Source organism: Mesonia oceanica, assembly GCF_902499555.1.
Classification (GTDB): domain Bacteria; phylum Bacteroidota; class Bacteroidia; order Flavobacteriales; family Flavobacteriaceae; genus Mesonia; species Mesonia oceanica.
Window position 1 is genome coordinate 56,577 of record NZ_CABVMM010000007.1, and the last position, 21,395, is coordinate 77,971.

General features: G+C 35.5%; 18 protein-coding genes. 6 read left to right on the forward strand and 12 right to left on the reverse strand.

What is annotated here, in order from left to right:
- Nucleotides 1–27 precede the first annotated feature (27 nt).
- The 5 genes from FVB9532_RS09550 (at nt 28) to FVB9532_RS09570 (ending at nt 3,215) form a co-directional block, all read left to right on the forward strand.
- Nucleotides 28–822 (forward strand): MotA/TolQ/ExbB proton channel family protein, encoded by a 795-nt coding sequence (locus tag FVB9532_RS09550; RefSeq protein WP_150544987.1) that lies wholly within the window; start codon nt 28–30, stop codon nt 820–822.
- Between the two features lie 18 nt (nt 823–840).
- Nucleotides 841–1,278, forward strand: a complete 438-nt coding sequence (locus FVB9532_RS09555; protein WP_150544988.1) for a hypothetical protein — start codon at nt 841–843, stop codon at nt 1,276–1,278.
- A gap of 3 nt (nt 1,279–1,281) precedes the next feature.
- The gene (locus tag FVB9532_RS09560; RefSeq protein ID WP_150544989.1) at nt 1,282–1,884 is read left to right on the forward strand and encodes an ExbD/TolR family protein; all 603 of its coding nucleotides are present in this window, start codon (nt 1,282–1,284) and stop codon (nt 1,882–1,884) included.
- A 26-nt stretch (nt 1,885–1,910) separates the two neighbouring features.
- Nucleotides 1,911–2,393: an ExbD/TolR family protein gene (locus tag FVB9532_RS09565; RefSeq protein WP_150544990.1), complete on the forward strand. Its 483-nt coding sequence runs from the start codon at nt 1,911–1,913 to the stop codon at nt 2,391–2,393.
- A gap of 96 nt (nt 2,394–2,489) precedes the next feature.
- Complete coding sequence (locus FVB9532_RS09570; RefSeq protein WP_150544991.1) at nt 2,490–3,215, forward strand: porin family protein; 726 nt, start codon at nt 2,490–2,492, stop codon at nt 3,213–3,215.
- Here the strand turns inward: FVB9532_RS09570 and FVB9532_RS09575 are convergent.
- The 12 genes from FVB9532_RS09575 to rplM all read right to left on the reverse strand — a co-directional run bounded on the left by FVB9532_RS09575 (nt 3,210) and on the right by rplM (nt 17,229).
- Entirely contained in the window at nt 3,210–3,824 is a 615-nt protein-coding gene (locus FVB9532_RS09575; protein ID WP_150544992.1) for a hypothetical protein, read from the reverse strand. The genes FVB9532_RS09570 and FVB9532_RS09575 overlap by 6 nt on opposite strands.
- Nucleotides 3,825–5,282, reverse strand: a complete 1,458-nt coding sequence (gene rpoN, locus FVB9532_RS09580; RefSeq protein ID WP_150544993.1) for an RNA polymerase factor sigma-54 — start codon at nt 5,280–5,282, stop codon at nt 3,825–3,827.
- 92 nt (nt 5,283–5,374) lie between these two features.
- The gene (locus FVB9532_RS09585; protein WP_150544994.1) at nt 5,375–6,220 is read right to left on the reverse strand and encodes an RluA family pseudouridine synthase; all 846 of its coding nucleotides are present in this window, start codon (nt 6,218–6,220) and stop codon (nt 5,375–5,377) included.
- A 192-nt stretch (nt 6,221–6,412) separates the two neighbouring features.
- On the reverse strand, nt 6,413–7,855 hold the full coding sequence (asnS, locus tag FVB9532_RS09590) for an asparagine--tRNA ligase (protein WP_150544995.1): 1,443 nt from the start codon (nt 7,853–7,855) through the stop codon (nt 6,413–6,415).
- A 128-nt stretch (nt 7,856–7,983) separates the two neighbouring features.
- Nucleotides 7,984–10,401, reverse strand: coding sequence for an efflux RND transporter permease subunit (locus FVB9532_RS09595; RefSeq protein ID WP_150544996.1), 2,418 nt, complete (start codon nt 10,399–10,401; stop codon nt 7,984–7,986).
- A gap of 60 nt (nt 10,402–10,461) precedes the next feature.
- Nucleotides 10,462–12,906, reverse strand: coding sequence for a DUF5686 family protein (locus tag FVB9532_RS09600; RefSeq protein WP_150544997.1), 2,445 nt, complete (start codon nt 12,904–12,906; stop codon nt 10,462–10,464).
- 89 nt (nt 12,907–12,995) lie between these two features.
- The gene (gene frr, locus FVB9532_RS09605) at nt 12,996–13,550 is read right to left on the reverse strand and encodes a ribosome recycling factor (protein WP_150544998.1); all 555 of its coding nucleotides are present in this window, start codon (nt 13,548–13,550) and stop codon (nt 12,996–12,998) included.
- Nucleotides 13,551–13,581: 31 nt separating this feature from the next.
- The gene (gene pyrH / locus FVB9532_RS09610) at nt 13,582–14,289 is read right to left on the reverse strand and encodes a UMP kinase (protein ID WP_150544999.1); all 708 of its coding nucleotides are present in this window, start codon (nt 14,287–14,289) and stop codon (nt 13,582–13,584) included.
- Nucleotides 14,290–14,410: 121 nt separating this feature from the next.
- Complete coding sequence (gene tsf / locus FVB9532_RS09615) at nt 14,411–15,238, reverse strand: translation elongation factor Ts (protein WP_150545000.1); 828 nt, start codon at nt 15,236–15,238, stop codon at nt 14,411–14,413.
- Nucleotides 15,239–15,337: 99 nt separating this feature from the next.
- Entirely contained in the window at nt 15,338–16,231 is an 894-nt protein-coding gene (rpsB, locus tag FVB9532_RS09620; protein ID WP_150545001.1) for a 30S ribosomal protein S2, read from the reverse strand.
- A gap of 155 nt (nt 16,232–16,386) precedes the next feature.
- Nucleotides 16,387–16,773 carry a 30S ribosomal protein S9 gene (rpsI, locus tag FVB9532_RS09625; RefSeq protein ID WP_150545002.1) on the reverse strand — a complete coding sequence of 129 codons (387 nt, stop codon included), beginning with the start codon at nt 16,771–16,773 and terminating at the stop codon, nt 16,387–16,389.
- Entirely contained in the window at nt 16,774–17,229 is a 456-nt protein-coding gene (gene rplM, locus FVB9532_RS09630) for a 50S ribosomal protein L13 (RefSeq protein WP_150545003.1), read from the reverse strand. It abuts the gene before it with no gap.
- A gap of 255 nt (nt 17,230–17,484) precedes the next feature.
- On the opposite strand from rplM, the gene FVB9532_RS09635 reads away from it, so the two are divergent.
- Nucleotides 17,485–20,997 carry a T9SS type A sorting domain-containing protein gene (locus FVB9532_RS09635; protein ID WP_194716522.1) on the forward strand — a complete coding sequence of 1,171 codons (3,513 nt, stop codon included), beginning with the start codon at nt 17,485–17,487 and terminating at the stop codon, nt 20,995–20,997.
- Nucleotides 20,998–21,395: the final 398 nt, after the last annotated feature.

Genomic DNA, 21,395 nt, shown 5'->3' on the forward strand with positions numbered 1-21,395 from the left:
TAACTAATTAAATTAAGACAACAAGTAATGAAAAGATTATTTTCAATTTTGGTAATCGCTACAATTATGGTCACTACTGGCCTTAAAGTTAATGCGACTAATAAGGTTAACGATTTTGCTCCGGCTATTAGTTATATCGTTCAGGATGATGAAACAGCTTCTTCAGACGATGCTAGCGAAGAAAAAGTAAGTTTCCATCAGGAATTAAAAAAACGTTTTATTGAAGGTGGACCAATCTTTATGGGGATTGTACTTCTTTGTTTAATCTTAGGATTAGCAATCGCTATTGAGCGTATCATTTTCTTAAACTTATCTACTACGAACTCTAAAAAGTTAGCACAACGAGTAGAGGATGCATTAAATAGTGGTGGTGTAGAAGCTGCAAAAGATGTTTGTAGAAATACAAAAGGACCTGTTGCTTCTATCTATTATCAAGGTTTAGATAGAGCAGATGAGAGTTTAGAATCTGCTGAAAAAGCGGTAGTAGCTTACGGAGGTGTACAGATGGGACAATTAGAGAAAAACGTATCTTGGGTTTCTTTATTTATTGCATTAGCACCGATGCTTGGTTTCATGGGTACAGTAATTGGTATGATTGAAGCATTCGATAGAATTGAAGCAGCAGGAGATATGCAACCGGCATTAGTTGCAGGAGGTATTAAAATTGCACTTTTAACAACCGTATTTGGTCTTATCGTAGCAATTATTCTTCAGATTTTTTATAACTACATTATCGCAAAAATCGATAGTATCGTTAACGATATGGAAGATGCATCAATTATTTTAATTGATATCTTAGTAGCTTATAAAAGAAAAAAATAATTTAATAGAATATAAATTATGACTTTACATAAAGTTTTAAAATATTTAGCCATTGTTATTGGTGTAATTGGTCTTGTGCTTCTTGCGAGAATAATTATTGCCGGTGACGATGCGATAGAAGCTTCGGCAGATACGCAAGCTAGCGTGTTGGCTCCTTTCATGTTCCTGTCTTATTTTGTAATGGCAGCAGTAATATTATTGGTGGTTATTTCTGTAGTTAAAGATTTAATTCACGGTGATATCAAAAAAACATTAATGTCCATTGGAGCTTTTGCTGTGATTGTTCTGGCGGGATATTTGATGGCTTCTCCAGACTTACCTCCAGGTGTTGATGCAACTGAAGTTTCTGCTTCAGGTTCTCAATGGGTAGGAGCAGGATTGATAATATTTTATATCCTAGCTGCAGTAGCTATTGGAGCAATGATATTCTCAGGAGTTAAAAAATTAGGAAAATAAGTTATGGCAAAAAGAAGTGCACCAGAAGTAAATGCAGGATCGATGGCAGACATCGCATTCTTGCTGCTTATCTTCTTCTTGGTGACAACTACTATTGAGACTGATGCAGGTCTTAATCGTAAATTGCCACCAATTGAAGATCAACCAGAAGATCCGCCACCATTAAAGAAAAAGAATATTTTTCAGGTTTTAATCAATCAAAATAATGATATTTTGGTTGAAGATGAGCCAATGGAAATTGGTAATATTAGACAAGCTGCAATAGACTTTATCGATAACGGAGGTCAAGATTGTGATTATTGCCAAGGAAAAGGAGATCCAGCATCGTCAGATAATCCAATTAAAGCTGTTGTTTCTTTACAGCATGTAAGGGAAACGGAATATGCCACTTATATCGCAGTTCAAAATGAATTAGTAGCTGCATATAATACGCTTAGAAATCGTGAAGCTCAGCGTTTATTTGGAGAGAACTTTACCACGATGGAAGCGAATTTCAACGATGGAGGTTACGAAGGAAATAAAGAATCGCTTGAAGAAAAGATTACGCAAATTCGAGAAATGTATCCTTTAAAACTTTCTGAAGCTGAACCTAAGGAAAGGGAATAAAATCAAGACGCTAATAAAATTTAACTATGTCTAAATTTAAAAAGAAAAAAAGCGGTGATTTACCGGCTATATCAACAGCATCTTTACCGGATATTGTATTTATGCTTTTATTCTTCTTTATGGTGGCTACTACAATGAGGGAAACTACTTTGATGATTCAGAATGACTTACCTTTTGCAGACCAAGTAGAGAAGTTACAAAAGAAAGATTTGGTAATGTATATTTATGCAGGGAAACCCAGTGCTAGATATCAGAGTCAGTTTGGTACAGAAGCAAGAATACAATTGAATGATAAATTTGCCGATATAGGAGATATCAAACAATTTATTCTTCAGGAAAAGGAATCTAAACGAGAAGAGTTGCAAAATAAATTGACAACTTCTTTAAAAGTAGATCAAGAAACCAATATGGGCTTAGTTTCAGATATTAAATATGAACTAAGAAAAGCAGAAGCTTATCGTATTAATTACACGACCAGAACTGGTGATGCCGCACAAAATATGCAATAAAACTTACTTGTTGTTCGCATATATAAAAAACATCCAACTATGTAAATTAGTTGGATGTTTTTATTTTCTACCCATTATTTTGATTATCTTTTTCCTATGAAATTTAAATTAAGCCTTCTCCTTTTTTTTGTGGCTATATCCCATCTCATTGCTCAAGAGAAAGGATCTATTAAAGAAAATGATTCTATTGTAATAGGTAAGCGAGTAGCAGATAGTCTATACCGGGAAGATCAGTTTTATTTGGGCTTTACCTTTAACCTGCTTTTAAATAAACCAAAAGGAGTAGACCAATCTGGTTTTTCGGGTGGTTTTCAAGCTGGTTATTTAAGAGATATGCCTATTAATAAATCTCGTACTTTGGCTATTGCTCCTGGTTTGGGATGGAGTATCAATACTTACGGCCAAAATTTATTGGTGACTGAAACTAAAAATGACGAGAGCCTTTTTATAGCCTTAGATGAAGATTATGAATATTCTACCAATAGGTTTACCACTTATTTGATAGAAGCTCCACTTGAATTAAGATGGAGAAACAGTACGCCAAGTTCATATAAGTTTTGGAGGATTTACGCAGGATTTAAAGTGAGTTATCTTTATCATTTTAAGTCTAAGTACGAAGGAACTCCCAATAATGTCATTCAGACCAAAGTAGAAGAATTGAATAGATGGCGTTACGGCGTCATGTTTACTTTTGGTTATAATACCTTCAATTTTCATTTTTACTACAGCTTAAACCCCTTATTTGATGCTCAAACCTACGAATCTGGAAGGCAAATAGGTTTGCATCCTTTAAAGATAGGATTCACTTTTTATATTTTATAAAATAATATTTTTTCCTATCAGAAGAATAAACTGTGGTAATCCACCGATAAGCGTCCCAACAATCAATTCTATATTAGAATGTGCTTTTTGTTGAATTCGGGAAGATGCCGTCCAGCCTATTGCGAATAAAGTAAATGCAATGAGGTAGCTTAAATTGATGCCATAAGTGATACTTAAACAGGCTAAAAAAACAGCCACTCCAGAAATACCCATCATATGAAGGCTAACTTTAAACTTGAAAATAACCAAAAGTAGTCCCATCATCGAAGTATAAAGTATGCCGCTAAAAAAATAAAAGAGCGCAATATATTCGCGTTCCGGTAAAATAAAATTAATCACCGTTAAAATTACCAAACAAAAAAAGAGCATTGGTAACCTTCGTTCCTGAGCCGTTTTTAGCATCATATTATCTACCAAATTTAAGTTCTTCAGCAGAAAGTAAAAGACGATAGGAATAAAAACGGTAAGAATGCTTATCGCTAATAGTTTAGCTTTTACGACGGGATCAGGAAAAAAACGCGGAGTGATTTCAAAAAAGATCAATGCTCCTATAAATGGCATCCATATCGGGTGAAATAGATAGGATGCCAGTTTAATAAATACTTTCATTTAAATTTCTTTACGTAAACGAGCCACCGGGATATCTAATTGTTCACGGTATTTGGCGACTGTTCTTCTCGCAATAGGATAACCTTTATCTTTCAAAATTTTTGAAAGCTTTTCATCTGTTAACGGTTTTTTCTTGTCTTCCTCACCCACTGTAATTTCTAAAATCTTTTTAATTTCACGAGTAGAAACATCTTCTCCTTGATCGTTTTTCATCGATTCTGAAAAGAATTCCTTGATGAGTTTTGTTCCGTAGGGTGTGTCTACATATTTACTGTTGGCAACACGTGAAACGGTAGAAACATCCATTTCAATTTCTTCAGCGATATCTTTTAAGATCATAGGTTTTAAGTCGCGTTCATCACCACTTAAAAAATATTCCTCTTGATGATGCATAATTGCGCTCATCGTTACAAAAAGGGTTTCTTGACGTTGTCGTATCGCTTCAATAAACCATTTGGCAGCATCCAGTTTTTGCTTAATAAACATTACTGCATCTTTCTGCTCTTTGGTTTTCTTTTTCGATTCTTTGTAGCCCTTCAGCATATTGTTATATTCCCTAGAAACATGCATTTGCGGTGCATTTCTACCATTTAAGGAAAGTTCTAGTTCTCCATCCTTTATTTTGATGGTAAAGTCTGGGGTTACGTGTTCTACCGGTTTTAAATTACCGGAATATGTTCCACCTGGTTTTGGGTTTAAATGCTCAATTTCATCTATCGCGTCCCGAAGCTGGTCTTCTGTAATGTCAAATTTTGCAAGTAATTTATTGTAGTGCTTTTTGGTAAATTGGTCGAATGCGTCCTTTAAAATTTTCTCTGCTAATTCTACACTTGCGGTTTCATTTCTCCTTTTCAGTTGAATAAGTAGACATTCCTGTAAATTTCTAGCACCAACACCAGCGGGATCCAACTGATGGACAATTTTAAAAATCCGTTCCACCGTTTCTTCATCGGTGTACACATTTTGAGTAAAAGCCAAATCATCTACAATATCGGGAACATCTCTCCTTATGTAGCCACTTTCGTCAACGCTTCCTACCAAAAATTCGGCAATTTGCATTTCATCTTCTTTTAGCCGAAAGGTTTGCAGTTGTGTTTTTAAATGCTGAGAAAAACTGGTCCCAGACGCATAGGGAACTGTTTTTTCGTCATCATCCTTACTGTAATTATTAGCTTGTAAACGATAATTTGGTATTTCATCATCACTTAAATATTCATCTACATTTATTTCCGTTTCAATTACTTCTGAGTCGGTGTCCTGGTCTTCGTTCTTAAATTCGTCTTCAAACTCATACTCATCAGTTTTTTCTTTACCACTATCTAAAGCAGGATTGTCTTCCAATTCTTGCTTTACTCGTTGTTCAAAAGCTTGTGTAGGCAACTGTATAAGCTTCATGAGCTGTATTTGTTGCGGTGATAGCTTTTGTGATAATTTAAATTTTAATTGTTGCTTTAGCATGGTTCATTAAATTGCTTATTACAAAATTAACGAAATTGGCACGACAATTGTTACCAAAATTTTGTTAAGCTTCTTCAAAAGCATAAAAATTTTTAACCGATAAACTTTTCGAATTTCTTCGGAAAAGTATTTTCAAAATGAAGTGATTTTTTAGTTGAGGGATGGGTAAACGCAAGCGAATGAGCCGCCAATAAAATCCCTTTTGCGTTTTCTGAAGAACCGTAAACTTCATCACCCACAATGGGGTTTCCATTTTTACTTAAATGAATTCTAATTTGATGTGTTCTTCCGGTGATAGGAAATAGTTCAACTAGCGAATAGGTTTTATCGTTCTTTTGGAATGTTTTCTTTAACTGAAATTTGGTTGCTGCTGTTTTTCCTTCAATAGGAGAATTGAATGTTCCTGTGGAAGGAATTTCTCCTGAAACAATTGCCAAATATGATTTTCGAATGTTTTTCTCCTCAAAGTCCTGATTCAATTTCACCTGCACATTTTTAGTTTTGGCAACTAGTAAAAGTCCGCTGGTTGGGTTGTCTAGGCGATGCACAGGAGTGGGATAGGGGAGTGCATCTTTTTCTGTTGAATTTTCTAAATTGTACGGAAGTGCATTTTCAATGGTTTTAAAATAGTTTCCGTTGGTGGGATAACCCGAAGGTTTTTGAATGACAGCTAAAAAGTTATCATTAAAAATGATTTTTAATTGGAGTCTAAATATCTTTTTCTGCGGAAGTTCTTCTGCTAATAATTCTAATAACTGACCTTCTTTGATCCAATCTCCGGTATTGGCCGGTTTTCTATTAAGAAGAATAAGTTGCTTTTTTATAGCTTTTTTAATTCCGCTACGAGTGGTAATCGTTTTAAAAATAGAAGAGGCATATTCTTGCAATCGAATTGGGTTTTGAATTTGCGGAACGATATGTTTTTCTACTACTTTCAAATTTATGATATGTTTTTGGGAAACAATTCCTGAAAATAAGCTGTATTTATTATACCCGCAAGGTCTTTAATAACTCAAATTTTAAAATTGGATTTCTTGCCAGGTTTTTAAAACCTTTTAGGTATTGTTTTTTCTATTATAGTAAGCATAAAAAAACCTGTGAGGTCTAACTTTTTTAGCAATTATAATATTTTAAAATTCAGCGTTTTTTGGTGTTCTAGGGAAAGGGATTACGTCTCTGATATTTCCCATCCCGGTAGCAAAAAGAACCAAACGCTCAAATCCTAAACCAAAACCACTGTGTACACAAGTACCAAATCTACGCGTATCTAAATACCACCATAATTCTTTTTCATCTACGCCCAATTCTTGCATTTTACTTTGTAAAACATCTAAACGTTCTTCACGCTGTGAACCTCCAACAATTTCTCCAATTCCCGGGAAAAGAATGTCCATAGCTCGAACGGTTTTTCCATCTTCGTTTAAACGCATGTAAAAAGCCTTAATGTTTGCCGGATAATCAAATAAAATTACCGGACATTTAAAGTGTTTTTCTACCAAATAACGTTCGTGTTCACTCTGTAAATCTGCACCCCATTCTTCAATTACATAATTGAATTTTTTCTTCTTGTTAGGTTTAGAGTTCTTTAAAATATCGATGGCCTCGGTATAACTTACTCGCTTAAAGTTATTCTCTACAATAAAACGAAGCTTTTCGCGTAAAGCCATTGGTGCACGTTCGGCTTGTGGTTTAGATTTGTCTTCCTGGATTACTCTATTTTCAAGAAAGGCTAAATCGTCGTCACAATTATCTAAAACGTGGTTGATCACATGCTTGATGAAATCTTCCGCCAAATCCATATTTCCGTCTAAATCACAAAAAGCGACTTCAGGTTCAATCATCCAAAATTCGGCTAAGTGACGAGACGTGTTAGAGTTTTCAGCTCTAAAGGTGGGCCCGAAGGTATAAATTTGTCCTAATCCTAAGGCGTAAGTTTCACCTTCTAGTTGCCCGCTTACGGTAAGATTGGCTTCTTTTCCAAAGAAATCTTCCTTATAGTTAATGGAACCGTCTTCATTTTTAGGCGGATTGTTTAAATCAAAATTTGTGACTTTAAACATTTCTCCAGCACCTTCCGCATCACTACCGGTAATAATTGGCGTATTTACGTAATTAAAACCGTTTTGGTTAAAGTATTGGTGTACAGCAAACGATAATTGTGAGCGTACACGCATAACGGCACTAAAAGTATTGGTGCGTACTCGCAAATGAGCTTGTTCTCTTAATTTTTCTAGGGTGTGACGTTTTGGGGAAAGAATAGTTTTCTTTACCTCTTCCGGATTTGCGGTTCCAAGAATTTTAATTTCTTTGGCTTCAATTTCTACCCGCTGTCCTTTTCCTTCGCTTTCCTTGAGCATTCCTCTTACCTCAATCGCAGCACCAACATTTATTTCTTCAAGGACTTCCTCTGGTGTATTTTCAAAATCTACCACACATTGCAAATTATTGATGGTTGAACCGTCGTTTAATGCAATAAAACGATTACTTCTAAAGGCGCGTACCCAACCTTTAGCGGTAAAGTCTTGTAAAAAGTGGTCGCTTTCTAATAATTCAGCAATTTTTGTGTGTTTCATCAGTTCAGTTTTAATTAGAAATTAAGTAATCAAAAAGTTTAGGCTTATTCAATTTTTCTTAATAATTAAGAAGCAAAGATAAATTTTTCGGGAAAGCTTAAAAAGGAAGAGCTAAGGAAATTAAAGTTTTAGTTTTCTTTGTCCTCTTTCTCTTCTTCCTCCATTTCTTCCCCATCGGTTAAAATTTGTAAATGAGGCTTTTTAAGCGTTTTCTTATTGGCAATATTCCTTTCTAAGGAAAGTAATAGAGATGGTAATAACAACAAGTTAGAGAGCATTGCAAAAAGTAAAGTGGCAGAAACCAATCCTCCTAAAGCTTTGGTGCCTCCAAAACTACTAATCATAAATACCGAAAAACCAAAGAACAACACAATAGAGGTATAAAACATACTCACCGTGGTTTCCCGAAGAGCAGGATAAACCGACTTTTTGATCTTCCAATTATGAGCTTTTAGTTCTTGGCGATATTTCGCTAAAAAGTGAATGGTATCATCTACTGAAATTCCAAAGGCAATACTAAATACCAAAATAGTAGAAGGTTTGATGGGAATACCCAAAAAGCCCATCATTCCGGCAGTAATTAATAGCGGAAGCAAATTTGGTACGAGTGAAATAATAATCATTCTGAAGGAACGGAACATCCAAGCCATAAAAATAGCGATTAGTACAATGGCTAAAGCCAGAGACATGACTAGGTTTTTGACTAAATAAGTAGTTCCTTTTTGAAAAACCAATGCACGTCCCGTCATGGTGATTTCGTAACGGTCTTTCGGAAAAATTTTATAGATTTTAGGCCAAAGGTTTTCTTCGATCTTTTCCATTTCCTCGGTTCCTACGTCCTTCATAAAAACCGTCATCCTCGCATATTGTCCGGTAGAATCTACATAGGCATCCAGTTGATTGCTGTTTCCATTGGAAAGCGATTTGATGTAAGGGAAAATAAAATTTTGTTCTTGCGAAGTGGGCAGCTGGTAGTATTTGGGGTTTCCGTTATAGTAAGCCTGTTTAGAATATTTTACTAAATCTACCACAGAAACCGGTTGTGAAAGTTCAGGGATATCTAAGAGTAACTCCTCTAATCGTTGCATTCTCTTTAAGGTAGAAAGCTTTAAAACCCCTTTTTTCTTTTTAGTGTTAATTAAAATTTCAAGCGGTAAAATTCCATCAAATTCTTTTTCGAAAAATTGAATGTCCTGAAAGAAGCCTGTGTCTTTTGGCATATCTTCCAATAAGCTTCCCGAGACTTTAATTTGGTATATTCCAATAATACTGGCCACTAAAAATAGAATGGAACAGATGTAGATGGTAATCCTTCTGTGTCTTACTGTACGCTGAATCCAGTCCACAAAGCCTTCAATCCACGTTTTTCCTAAGTGTTTCAAATGCTTTTCCTTAGGACGGGGCATATAGCTGTAAATAATAGGAATTATAAGCAGGCTTAAAACGAAAATAGCCAAAATGTTTACCGAAGCGACAATACCAAATTCTTTTAGCAGCGTACTTTCGGTAATGATAAAGGTGGCAAATCCGGCAGCGGTAGTTACATTGGTCATTAAGGTAGCATTCCCTACTTTGGTGATTACCCGTTGTAATGATTTAGCCTTATTACCGTGGTTCTTAATTTCTTGTTGGTACTTGTTAATCAAGAAAATACAGTTAGGGATCCCAATGACAATGATTAACGGTGGGATTATAGCAGTAAGAACGGTAATTTCGTAGTGCATTAAGCCTAAGAAACCAAAGGACCACATTACTCCAATAATTACGGTAAACATGGAAATGAAAGTGGCTCTAAATGACCTGAAAAAGAAAAAGAAAATTAAGGAGGTTACCAATAAAGCTCCCCCGACAAAGAGTCCGATTTCGTCAATAATACTTTGGGAATTCAGGGTTCTGATGTAAGGCATTCCAGAAACATGAACTTCGATGTTTTGCTCTTTTTCGAAGTTTTTAATAAGCGGAACAATTTCATCTAAAATAAAAATTTTCCGCCGTTTGGAATTTACAATGTCTTTTTTGATGTAAACCGCGGTTTGTACCGTATTGGTGTTTTTACTGTATACCAAACCTTCGTAAAATGGAAGGCTATCAAAAAGTTCTTTTTTATAATTAGAGGCTTGTTTTTGATTAACTTGGTCTTCTTTTACTAAAGGGACCAACTCAAATCGTGGAGGATTACTGAACTTTTGAAGTTTTTTAAGTTCGCCAATCCCAATGGTATATTCAACCTCAGGAAAAGAATCTAACTTTTCTGCAAGTTTGTTCCAAGCATTGAATTTTTCACGTGTAAATAAAGTGGGATCGTTGGTGGCGATAAGCAATACATTTCCTTCTTCGCCAAATTGATCTAGAAATTTTTGGTATTCCTGATTAATTTCATGATGGTCTGGAAGTAAATTCGCTTCGGTATAAGAGAAGCGCATGTTTTTCCATTGCATTGCTAAAAAAATGGTGATAGCGCCAATAATCACCAAGATTACAGTACGATTACGCAAAATTACGCCTGCAATGGTATTCCAAAACCCGAAACTAAAAATCTTAGACATATCTAAAAATTACGGGCGCAAAGGTATAAAATGCTAGTTAATAACCTATTGAAAATTGTATTAAAGCTTGAAATAAAACGTAAATTTAAAAGAGATGTTATCGGTAATTTCAGGAAGGTGATAATAGCCATAACGATAAGCGAAATTGAGACCAAATCCGGCGAAAATATTATTCACTTCAAAACCTGATTCGTTATACCACCGATCAAGTTTTTCAAAGTTGATCCCTAAATGTTTGATTTTGTCTTTCATGCCACCAATAGCGTGCCGGGTGATTAACACTAATTGCGGTTTTGAGCGTTTACCTAATTCCAAAGGTCTAAAAAAGTGTTTTACTTGAAGATTGACCAATTTATCAATAAAAAACTCACTGTAATACATGGTTTCAAAAGTTCTTCTTCCTGCTACCGAGAAACGCTGAAAAACACTTCCTTTATTGGGATTGTTGGGATAAGCATGAAAAGTGTGGGTAAGAGGCAAATCACCAACCGCATAATTCCCTTCTAGAATAAATTGAGTGGCGGTTTGGTTAAGGCGTTTGTAGGTGTAGTTAATTTTTGTGGCAAATTTGGTAAAGGCAAAATCACTACCTAAAATATTGTTGAGTGCTTGTTCTGCTTGAAAAGAAAAAATGGGATAGCCTTCTTTGATTTCGATGCTTCTGTCGTCAGCTTGTAAATAATCACTAAATGGAGTCCATCTAAAAGAGGCGGTCAAAATAGTGAGTTTATAGCTGCTGAAGAGTTGATTGTTGTGGTTGTAGATATAGCCTCGGGTTTGTTCAATACTGTTGCGGGAAATTTGAAATTCACTTAGCAATTCCGGTAAAAAACGGTGCTGTAAGCTTATTTGTGATTTTCGGTATTTATAATAGTAATTAATATTTACTAAGCGTGGCTCAAACAGAGAATAGACACGGGCGTCAGTAAGGTAAAAGAAACTTCCTACTTCTGCAATATCATCGGTATAAATGGCATTAAGCCAAGTTTGTTTTTTCTTATTTAATAAAACGCCACCTCCAAAACTATACTTGGCTTCTCGGTCTTTAAACCCATATACGCCATATCCTTGAAGCCTAAACTTTTCTGAAAGATTATCGTTGGTTACTCCGCCTAAGCCTAAACGGAATCCTTCATAGCGGTTGTATTTGATAATTCTTCTTAAATCGAAATCGAAAAAGCCTAGCGGAAAATAACCATTGTTAAAATGCTGTATGAGTTCAATTTTACGATCTATATTTTCAGCTTTAATAACACTGTCCACTCGTTGGAAAGTCTTTTGATCCCTACTGGTAAACGGAATGGTTCTTAGCTTTTGCCATGTGCTATCACTGGTTTTTATGGCTTCACTGCTAAGTTGTACTTTGGCTTGCTTGCTCTTGAGGTTGAGAGGAATATTAAATTCAACGTCTTGATAAGTGGTAACCGATTTTAAATAGAGTTTTTCATTATTGTCGCTCTTTTCAGGAAGCCTACCCAAATCAATATTCCCTCCAAAGATGGAAATTCCTTTTCCTTGATTTCCAGGTTTGATGGTAACGGTATTTTGCTTTGGAAACCAAATGTTTTCTTTTGGGTAGTAACTAAATTCTTGTACTGCTTCCAGATTGGCTTTTCCTTTTAGTTGCGCAATGGCTTTTTGCAAGCCATAATTTTCGGTATCTATATAAAGCACACCTTCTAAGTGGGCTACATTTTTATTTTTCTTAGGCTGAAATAAAATTACATAAGCCGGTCGCTGCGTTGAAGTTGTATCTAAGATTTTGAAATTATAATTTTTAAAAGCCTTGTTGGAAAGGGGAGAAGCGTATTCTGAACCGAAAATCACATAATCTTTTTCGTACCAACTATTCGATTGTACTTTGGTGGTTAAAAGCTCATAAACAGGTTCTTTAAAACCTGCGGTACGGGTAGCTTCTATGGTTTCTTTCTCTCCTTTTTTTTGTTCAAATTGAATTAAACTGCTTTTTTCAGCTAAGTAATTTCTTCCATCTTCAATAACTTTTTTAATACCTGCATTGGAAGAATCTGCAGAAATATTTAATTCTTCTTTTTGGTTGTCGATGATAAATTTATTGTAGCTGGAATATTGATAGGTTGAAAATTTTTGCTTGGGGTTATTTTGTGGTTTTCTGTCAATTGCTTCTAGGATAATAGCGTTGGCTTTATTGTCTTCGGAAGAAATGAAAATCTTATTTAATTCTTCTGGATTGCGTTGAAGCTGAATTTCATAAAAATCGGCATCATTGATTCGAATCAATTTAGAATTATAGCCAATATAGCTGATCGAAAATTGAGTAATACTGTCTGAGATTTGAAACTGAAAAGTGCCATCAGTATTTGTTAAATAACTCTCTTTGCTCGGAAGCAGTTGAAGGCTAGCGTATGGTAAAGCTTGTTGGGTTTCTTGGTCTTTCACTACCCCTTCAATAATTTGTTGCGCGTTGACCGGTGAAATCGCTAAAGCAAAGCAAAAAATAATAAAAGCTTGTAGGGGTTTGTTCATAAACACAACAATTGATCAGGAGGCTAATAAAATGAAAAAAAGCGACAAAAACTGTCGCTTTAATTAAAATTTAGTAATTATAGCCTTATTTATACGGTCATAATTTCTTTTTCTTTATGCGTTAAGACGGTATCTATTTTAGCAATGTACTTATCGGTAAGTGCTTGTACATCTACTTCTGCATTTTTCTTTAAATCATCAGAAGCATCTTCTAGTTTTTTAATTTCGTTCATAGCAGATTTACGATCGTTCCTTACTCCAACCTTAGCTTCTTCTGCTACTGCTTTAGCTTGTTTTGCCAATTCCTTACGACGTTCTTCAGTTAATGGTGGTACGCTAATAATTACGCTTTCTCCATTATTCATAGGATTAAAACCTAGGTTAGCTTTTTGAATGCCTTTTTCTATTTCAGGAATTAATGATTTTTCAAAAGGTTGAATAGAAATAGTTCTAGCATCAGGAGTGTTTATATTCCCAACCTGATTTAAAGGTGTTTTAGAGCCATAATACTCTACCAGTACACTACTTACCATATTAGGGTTGGCTTTTCCGGCCCTGATTTTTATCAATTCCTTCTCTAGGTGAGTTATTGCTTTTTGCATCGACTCTTCCGTAGAATCGATAATAAAATTAATTTCATCCATAACTTAATTTTTAAACCTGTTTTAGTTCAACTTAGAGGTTAACTTTTGTACCAATATTTTCACCGGAAACTACTTTTGTTAAGTTTCCTTCTTTATTCATATCAAAAACAATAATGGGCAATTCATTTTCTTGACTAAGCGTAAATGCTGTGGTGTCCATTACTTTTAATCCTTTGTTAATCACATCTTCAAACGAAATAAAGTCAAATTTAGTCGCTTGGCGGTCTTTTTCAGGGTCTGAAGTGTAAATGCCATCTACCCTTGTTCCTTTTAAAATAACATCTGCCTGAATTTCGATGGCTCTCAACACCGCTGCTGAATCTGTGGTGAAGTAAGGGTTTCCTGTACCTCCGCCAAAAATAACCACACGCCCTTTTTCTAGGTGCCTTAAGGCTTTTCTTCTAATAAAAGGTTCTGCTACCTCATTGATTTTTACAGCAGATTGTAACCGGGTTTCTATACCTGCATCTTCACAAGCGCTTTGTAAAGCTAAACCGTTAATGACGGTAGCGAGCATTCCCATATGGTCTCCTTGAACGCGGTCCATCCCTTTGCTTGCTCCCGCTACTCCTCTAAAAATGTTTCCGCCACCTATGACGATTGCTACTTGTACGCCTTGATCTACTACAGATTTTATTTCTTTTGCGTAATCTGCTAATCGTTCTGGGTCTATTCCATATTGGCGTTGACCCATTAGTGCTTCACCGGAAAGTTTTAGAAGAATTCTTTTGTATTGCATAGTTTTTCTTGTAGAGTTGTGCAAATATAGTGATTATCTTAATTTGAAAAAGTCTTGTATAAAAAAACCACTTTCAAAATAAATGAAAGTGGTTTTTATAAAAATTTATGTTTTCAGGAAATTATCCTAAAGCTACTCTTTCGAAAGCGGTAACTTCTACGTCTTTTCCTAAATTATCTGTAACATATTGTGCAACAGATTTTTTGTTATCCTTAATGAATGCTTGGTGAACCAAGGTGTTGTCTTTAAAGAAACGTTTGATTTTACCTTTAGCGATATTGTCTAACATTTCTTCTGGCTTACCTTCTTGACGTAATTGATCTTTAGCAATTTCAATTTCTTTGTCAATAGTTTCTTGGTCTACTCCTTCTTCGTTTAACGCAACAGGATTCATAGCAGCAGCTTGCATAGCCACGTCTTTAGCTACTTCTTCTGCATTGTCACCGCCTTTAGATAAACCTGTTAAAACCGCAATTTTGTTACCTGCGTGAATATAAGAACCTACGAATGGAGCTTCTAAGGTTTTAAAAGCACCTATTTCGATTTTTTCACCTATAACACCGGTTTGTTCAGTAAGTTTTTCTTCAACAGTAATTCCTTTGTAATCTGCAGCTAATAATTCTTCTTTAGAATTTAATCCTAAAGCTAATTCTGCGAAATCGTTAGCAAGAGCTACGAAATCATCATTTTTAGCTACGAAATCTGTTTCACAGTTTAAAGAAATGATTACTCCTTTGTTGGTATCTGCATTTACTTTTGCAATTGCAGCTCCTTCAGAAGAATCTCTGTCGGCTCTTTTAGCCGCAACTTTTTGACCTTTTTTACGTAATACTTCGATAGCGCTGTCAAAATCTCCTTCAGCTTCCACTAAAGCTTTTTTACAGTCCATCATTCCGGCTCCAGTAGCCTTTCTTAATTTATTTACTTCAGCAGCAGATATTTTTGCCATGTTGTTTGTTTTTATCGTTGAAAAAATAAGTCGTTTAGCTTACGATTTTAAGAATAAAAGAGCTAAACGACTTATCATTAAATTTATAAAATTGTTATCTTATTTGTCTTCTTTAGAATCAGCTTTTTCTAAAGTTTCGCTTTTAGACTCTAATTTAACGTCTTTTTTAGCTTCTTTCATTGCCTTCTTGTCTTCATCGTCTTTAGAAGGAACTTCACCTGTTGCTGGTTTAGGAGCTTCAACTTTTTCAGTTTGCTCTTTTTTAGCAGTAGCTTTTTGTTCTTTCTTCGCTTCTTTGTCGGCTTTTCTTTCTGTTAAACCATCCACGATAGAATCTGCCACATAAGACATTACTTTCTGGATTGATTTAGAGGCATCGTCGTTGGCAGGGATTACGTAGTCTACTTCACGAGGATCTGAGTTGGTATCTACCATTGCAAAGATGGGAATGTTTAATTTTTGTGCTTCTTTAATTGCAATGTGCTCACGTGTAATATCTACTACGAATAATGCTCCGGGTAAACGGGTCATATCTGCGATAGAACCTAAGTTTTTCTCTAACTTAGCTCTCATACGATCTACTTGAAGACGCTCTTTTTTAGAAAGAGAGTTAAAAGTTCCGTCTTTTTTCATACGGTCTACAGAGGCCATTTTCTTAACTGCTTTACGAATGGTAACGAAATTGGTTAACATTCCACCAGGCCAACGCTCGGTGATGTAAGGCATGTTTGCTTTTTTGGCTTCTTCTGCAACAATTTCTTTTGCTTGTTTTTTGGTAGCTACAAATAATATCTTTCTACCGCTTGCTGCGATTTTGCTAAGCGCCTCAGCGGCTTCTTGCATTTTTGCAGCACTCTTATACAAGTTGATGATATGGATGCCATTACGCTCCATATAAATGTAAGGAGCCATGTTTGGGTTCCATCTTCTGGTTAAGTGACCAAAATGTACACCCGCATCAAGTAATTCTTTAACTTCTACTTTGTTTGCCATTTTTGTAATAGTTTACGTTCTGTTGAGATAGCAATAAACAAGTGGCGATGATCTTCGGCCTTGCTTATTTAGATGCTAAACTAATCTCTGCCGGCTGACAGAGTAACAACAAATACTTTTTAAATATTTTAATTTTTTGAAAAAATAATTTCCAATTAACGTTTTGAGAATTGGAACTTCTTACGAGCTTTCTTCTGTCCAAATTTCTTACGTTCAACCATTCTAGGGTCTCTTGTAAGTAATCCTTCTGGTTTAAGGGCTGCTCTGTTTTCTGCGTCTAATTCGCACATTGCTCTAGCAATTGCTAAACGTACAGCTTCTGCTTGTCCTGTAATACCACCACCGTTAACGCTTACGCTAAGATCAAAATTACCTTCGTTACCAGTTAACATTAAAGGTTGGTTTACTTTATACTGTAAAGTTCCGGTAGTAAAGTAATTGTTAAGCTCTTTTTTGTTGATGGTAATATTTCCTTTACCTTCAGAAAGATAAACACGAGCTACGGCAGTCTTTCTACGACCAATTTTGTGAATTGTCTCCATTTACACAAGTTCGTTTACGTTAATAGATTTAGGCTTTTGAGCTTCGTGATCATGTTCAGAACCTACATAAACCTTTAAATTTTTGAAAAGAGCCGCTCCTAATTTGTTTTTAGGTAACATCCCTTTTACTGATTTTTCGATAAGTCTCGTAGGATCTTTCTCGAATAACTCACTAGCTTTTAAGCTTCTTTGCCCACCTGGGTAATTGGTATAACGAAGGTATTCTTTCGCGTCCCATTTTTTACCGGTCAAGTTGATTTTTTCTGCATTGATAACAATTACGTTATCACCGCAATCAACGTGTGGGGTGTAATTTGGCTTGTACTTTCCTCTAATAAACTTTGCAGCAATAGAAGCAAGACGGCCAAGCGATTGTCCTTCAGCATCCAACACGACCCATTCTTTATTTACGGTCTTCTTGTTGGCAGATACTGTTTTGTAACTTAATGTGTCCACACTAACTATTTTTAAAAATTAAACATTCCATTCCCTTCCCAATTCTGGGAAACGGGGTGCAAATGTACAATTATAAATTTATTTAGCAAGGGGTGTGGGTAGATAATTTTTGAGTAAGACTTCTAATAACCAAATATTTAATAGGTGATTGTTGTCTAAATCAAACAAATGAGTTTACAATATGTTAATAAATAGGTAAACTTATTGTAAATGGTTTTGATGGAAATATATTTATTTTTGACAAAAATTAATATCATGATAAAAAAAATACTTTTAAAATTACCTTTATTGGCGATATTGGTTAGTGTTAGCCTATTTGGGCAAACCACTCCAGTTACAGAAAGCTTTAGTAATATAGGAAATAGTGGTAGTTATGGCACAAGTACTTGGACAGGTGATGATGGGGGTACTTGGACAGCTACAGATGCTAGAGAAGATGAATCTATTAATGGTAAAGCCATAACCATAAGAGATGGAAAGTTAACTTCTCCAAGTATTACTGGAGGTGCGGGTACGATTACCTTAACGACACAGCGTAAATTTGGTGATAGTGGTAGTGGAGATTTGACTGTCTATGTTAATGATGTATTGGTAGGCGTTGCTCCTTATGATGCTTCTGTTCAAACTTCAACTATTACAGCGAATGTTTCCGGAAGCTTTGTTTTGACTGTAGAGACGCCATCTAATGGTAATCGAATTGCTATTGATGATTTGAGTATTACAGCCTTTTCTTCTTCTGATAATGTAGAAATTATTTATGAAGATTTTCAAGATTGTGATAATATATCTTTTACAGCATTTAGTGTAAGCTCAACTGCTAATTGGGAGTGTTCAAATTCAAATGGATATGAACAGATTAATGCATACAATGCAGATGAAGCCGCTGACGATTATTTAATATCTGAAGAATTAAACCTTGATACTTATAGCAATGAAGTGTTAACTTTTGAGAGTTATAATCAATATTCAGATGATAATATTGATGGTGCAGAGGTAGAGTTGTTATATACTACTGCTTATACCGGAGATCCCTCCACTACTACTTGGCAATCTATAGACGCTACATTTGCTTCTGCAGATTCAGAAACCTGGACGCCTTCTGGCGATGTAAATCTTTCTGCTATTTCTGGTAATGCGGTTAGAATTGCATTTCATTATACCTCATCGGGGACAGGTCCGGGAAGCTCCTCTTTATGGAGAATTGATGATGTGGAACTTTCAGGTGTTTTAGGTAATGTAGGTCCGGCTATTAACAATATCTCTCAAAGTCCTGCTACAGGCGTTACTCCAAGTGATGCTGTTACCGTTTCAGCAGATGTGACTGATAGTGATGGTATTGCATCCGTAGTTTTAAATTGGGGGACAGAAAGCGGGAATCTCCCTAATGAGATCACGATGAACCTATCGAGTGGTGATACGTATGTTGCCGATACCGATATCCCTGCTCAAGCAGATGGTACTACCGTGTATTATGAAATTGTAGCCACAGATGCCAATACTTCTCCTGAAACGAGTACTAGTACAACACAAAATTATACTTCTTTAGAACTTTTGAGCTTGATAATATCTGAAGTAGCAGATCCCGGAAATACTCCAAACGCTAAATTTGTTGAAGTTTATAACAATGGTTCTTCAACGATAGATTTTTCTTCTCAAATAGTTTATTTAGCAAGATATTCTAATGGTAACACTACCACTAATAATTCTAGCGTAGAGTTGACCGGTACATTAGCCCCAGGAGACTATTATGTAATAGCTTATAGTTCAAGTGCTTTTCCTTCAGCATATGGTTTTGAAGCAGATTTGTATAGTGGGTTTGTTTCTGGTAATGGAGACGATGTGTATGCACTATATCAAAATGGTGATGAAAATAGTGGGACTTTATTGGATATTTATGGAGAAATCGGTGTAGATGGTACTGGTGAAGCTTGGGAATACAAAGATTCACGAGCGGTAAGAAATAGCTTGTCTTATGAACCTTCTGCTACTTGGATTGCCTCTCAGTGGGATATCACTGCTGCTAATACGGAAGATATGACTCCTAATAGTGGAGAAGCTGTAGCCTATACCTATTCAGAGGGTACTTGGTCTCCGGCAAATCCTGAAGGCAACGTTACTTCTTCAGATAATATAGTGATAGAAAATGGACAAGTGAACTTTTCTTCAGACATTGAGGTCAATGATCTCATCATCAACTCAGATGGAGCCTTAACAGTAGAAGCTGTACTTGGTGTGAATGGGGATATTACCAATAATGGTTCCCTTACCTTTATAAGCAATAATACAAGTGTAGGTCAGTTAGGTGAATTTAATGGAAGTATCACTGGTAACGATATTAACGTACAAAGGTACATTCCCGGAGGCAATAGAGCATTTAGGTTCTTAACCAGTACGGTAACTACTTCAACAAGCATTCATGCCAATTGGCAAGAAAATGATGTTTCTAGTGAAGGTTATGGCATACATATTACAGGTTCTACCGACGGAAGTAATGGTTTTGATGCAACGCCTAGTGGAAATCCTTCTCTTTTTGGTTTTGATAATGCAAATGAAGCTTGGTTTAGTATTGATAATACAGATGTAAATACCCTTGTTGCCGGAGAACCTTATAGGGTTTTCGTAAGAGGGGATAGGACGATAGATGTTTCTCAAAATAGTTCTACTGCCACCGCTACGACCCTGAGAGCTACAGGGACTTTAGCGACTGGGGATCAAACAACCAACTTAGCAAATACTCAAGATAATTTTAATTTTATAGGAAACCCTTATCAGGCAATTGTAGATATGAACTTGGTGTTAGATAATTCTACCAATTTAAACACCAACCAGTATTATGTTTGGGATCCTAATATGAATACACAGGGAGCTTATGTTACGGTAGATTTATCTACTGGAGCACCAACCCCTTCTGGTTCGGCTGCCAATCAATTTATACAACCCGGGCAAGCCGCATTTGTAACTACCTTAACCAATGCTGATGCTTCTATTTTGTTTGAAGAAAGTGATAAGGCTACCGGAGAAAGCATGACTGGTGTGTTTAGAAATTCAGATCAATTCAATACTTCAACAATCAATATTGACCTACAGAGCCAACTGGCTTATGCCAATAATGGAAGTATGGCTGATGGAGCTTTATTGAAATTTGTAGCGAATGCTTCTAATGGTATTGAAGCAAATGATGCCGCAAAGCTTGGTAATATAGACGAAACGCTTTCTATTGTTAATGGAGGTCATTACCTAAGTATAGAAACTAGGGATTTACCTCAAATAGGTGAAGTGATTCCTTTTTACCTAAGTAATTACCGTCAAGAAGATTACGTATTCAGAATTAATTTGAATAACATTAATGGAGTAACCGCTTATTTAGTAGATGAATATTTAGGAACCCAAACTCCATTGGTAAATAATGAAGAGAATGTAATTAGTTTTAATGTAAATGAAGCTGATGAAGAAAGTGTTTCTCCAACTCGTTTCTCGATCACTTTTGCAGATAGTAATTTGGCAAATACAACTATAGATAAAAATAGTTTCGCACTATATCCTAACCCTACCAATACCGGTGAATTTACTATTCAATTGGCAGGTTCAAGTGCAGATCGTTTAGAGGTAAAAGTATTTGATATGCTAGGGAAACAAGTGTATGGTAAGCAGTTTGAAACTTTTGAAAATCAAATAAAAGTAACTGAGGTTGCTTTGCAAACAGGGATTTATTTGGTTCAATTAAATCAAAAAGGAAAAACTTACACTCAAAAATTAATAGTGAAGTAGTAAGTCTCATATGGACATATTTACTAAAGCCATCCCATTCCGGGATGGCTTTTTTATACCAGTGTAGCAAGTGAAAAATTCTTCAGATTAAAATAGATATAGATTTTTTGTCTTTTGATAAGTTGGATTTCTTAAACTCGGTGAGTCTAACAACGAACATAACAACAAGGTGAAAAGCGTAATAGGTAATCAATTAAACGTGCTATAGCAAAATGTAAAAACATTTTAGTAGTGAAGCACATTAGAAAAAAGACCTGCAACTGAACTAAAATTGTTAAGTCTCTATAGTTGATAATAAAACTTAACAAATTGCCTAGATAAGAAATAACTATCTACTAATCTTCATGCTATTTTCGTTTGTTGTTCTCAAAGCACAAAATCAGACAGATAACCAGCTA

Bases quoted from the DNA above. Each gene is read 5' to 3' on its own strand.
- FVB9532_RS09550 (WP_150544987.1), top strand. From the start codon at position 28: ATGAAAAGATTATTTTCAATTTTGGTAATCGCTACAATTATGGTCACT.
- FVB9532_RS09555 (WP_150544988.1), top strand. From the start codon at position 841: ATGACTTTACATAAAGTTTTAAAATATTTAGCCATTGTTATTGGTGTA.
- FVB9532_RS09560 (WP_150544989.1), top strand. From the start codon at position 1,282: ATGGCAAAAAGAAGTGCACCAGAAGTAAATGCAGGATCGATGGCAGAC.
- FVB9532_RS09565 (WP_150544990.1), top strand. From the start codon at position 1,911: ATGTCTAAATTTAAAAAGAAAAAAAGCGGTGATTTACCGGCTATATCA.
- FVB9532_RS09570 (WP_150544991.1), top strand. From the start codon at position 2,490: ATGAAATTTAAATTAAGCCTTCTCCTTTTTTTTGTGGCTATATCCCAT.
- FVB9532_RS09575 (WP_150544992.1), bottom strand. From the start codon at position 3,824: ATGAAAGTATTTATTAAACTGGCATCCTATCTATTTCACCCGATATGG.
- rpoN (WP_150544993.1), bottom strand. From the start codon at position 5,282: ATGCTAAAGCAACAATTAAAATTTAAATTATCACAAAAGCTATCACCG.
- asnS (WP_150544995.1), bottom strand. From the start codon at position 7,855: ATGAAACACACAAAAATTGCTGAATTATTAGAAAGCGACCACTTTTTA.
- FVB9532_RS09595 (WP_150544996.1), bottom strand. From the start codon at position 10,401: ATGTCTAAGATTTTTAGTTTCGGGTTTTGGAATACCATTGCAGGCGTA.
- FVB9532_RS09600 (WP_150544997.1), bottom strand. From the start codon at position 12,906: ATGAACAAACCCCTACAAGCTTTTATTATTTTTTGCTTTGCTTTAGCG.
- frr (WP_150544998.1), bottom strand. From the start codon at position 13,550: ATGGATGAAATTAATTTTATTATCGATTCTACGGAAGAGTCGATGCAA.
- pyrH (WP_150544999.1), bottom strand. From the start codon at position 14,289: ATGCAATACAAAAGAATTCTTCTAAAACTTTCCGGTGAAGCACTAATG.
- tsf (WP_150545000.1), bottom strand. From the start codon at position 15,238: ATGGCAAAAATATCTGCTGCTGAAGTAAATAAATTAAGAAAGGCTACT.
- rpsB (WP_150545001.1), bottom strand. From the start codon at position 16,231: ATGGCAAACAAAGTAGAAGTTAAAGAATTACTTGATGCGGGTGTACAT.
- rpsI (WP_150545002.1), bottom strand. From the start codon at position 16,773: ATGGAGACAATTCACAAAATTGGTCGTAGAAAGACTGCCGTAGCTCGT.
- FVB9532_RS09635 (WP_194716522.1), top strand. From the start codon at position 17,485: ATGATAAAAAAAATACTTTTAAAATTACCTTTATTGGCGATATTGGTT.